This is a genomic window from Martelella sp. HB161492 (genome assembly GCF_013184775.1).
GTDB lineage: Bacteria > Pseudomonadota > Alphaproteobacteria > Rhizobiales > Rhizobiaceae > Martelella.
In genome coordinates this window covers 1-1,325 of the sequence record NZ_JAATVV010000038.1, presented here as the reverse complement: position 1 = coordinate 1,325, position 1,325 = coordinate 1, and the positions used below count along the sequence as shown (strand labels likewise).

General features: G+C 62.1%; 2 protein-coding genes. Both read left to right on the top strand.

Going from position 1 to position 1,325, the window contains the following annotated elements; translation table 11 throughout:
• Positions 1-739 (top strand): hypothetical protein (locus HCK86_RS23840; protein ID WP_210260029.1); only part of this gene is annotated, 739 nt, incomplete at its 5' end.
• A 1-nt stretch (position 740) separates the two neighbouring features.
• Positions 741-1,325: hypothetical protein (locus HCK86_RS23835; RefSeq protein WP_176086987.1), on the top strand; the 585-nt coding region annotated here is incomplete at its 3' end.

The following is a 1,325-nucleotide window of genomic DNA, read 5'->3' as shown; positions in this document are numbered from 1 at the left end:
GGCGGTAAGTGGCATGAAGCGTCTTTCTGAATTCTTCGACCATTTGTCGCTAATGCCTTTTCGCTGGGATATTCAGCGCAATGACGAACTGTCCGGATCAGGCGACGGTGCTTACTGGACAGCAGCACTTGCGCCGCCGCTCTGGACTGCCAAAGTCAGCGCGATGCCATTGCGCCTTTCCGAGGCGGAAACCCTTTCGGCGCGGGTGCGCGGCGTTTCCGGGCCGGACAAGATCTTCATGTTTCGTGATCCCTATCTCTGCGGTCCGTCAGTCGATCCCACCGGGGCGCTGCTTGGTGATGCCTCGGTGACGATCAGTGCGGTCAATGACGGACAGATCGGCCTTGCTGGGCTGCCGGGCAGCGCGGGCTATACCGACAGCGCCTTTGCGCTTGCGGAATGGCCGGAAGACGATGCGGCGCGGATTGGTGTCTCGCTTGCCGCAACCGGCTCCTACAGGCTTTCCGTCGGCGACAAGCTTGAGATCACCTCGGCTGCAACGGGCAAGACCGCCTTTGTCGAAGTGGCTGAAGATGTTGCTGCCGGGGCTGCGGGAACGACAGGGCTGTTCGACGTGTTCCCGGTGCTGCCAGCCTATGTTGCGGCGGGTGACGCGGTCACGCTGGTCAGGCCTGCCTGTCCCTGCATTCTGGTGCCCGGCTCATTCAGTGCCGGGACCACAAGCGGGAACATTGTTTCCGACCTGTCCTTTTCGATCGTCCAGAAGCGAAACGTCTGACATGAAAAACATATCAGCGACATTCCTCGCGGCGCTCACCAATGCCCGCGACGGCGGCCTTGTTGTGCGTTCGCTTGTCTGGGTGAAGGCCCGCGACCGTGAAACGGGCAATGCAACGCCTGTCGGCTTCTGGACCGGCGGCGAAGACGTTGTGCTTCCGGTGATCGATGGCGAGACGGGGGCGACGGTTCAGCGGGCCTATTACGGTGACGTCAATCTGTCGCTGCCGGAGATCCCGCGTGTTTCCGACATGACGGTGCAGACCGTCGACGTGACGCTGTCGCAGATCGCGCCGGAGGTGCAGCAGCTGGTGCGTGGCTATGATGCCCGGCTTGCTGCTGTCGAGATCCACCAGATGCTGCTTGAGCCCAGAACGGGGCAGGCGGTGGGCGCGGCCGAGGTCGCCTTTCTCGGCCTTGTCGATGGCGAGCCGATCGTAACGCCAGCGGCGGGCGATGAAGGCTCGATCACGCTCAATCTGATCTCTTCGGCAATTTCGATGCTCGCCAGAACCAATCCGCTCAAATCCTCCTATGAGGGCCAGAAACGGCGCTCGGGCGATCAGTGGGGCAGGGATTCCGGCGTG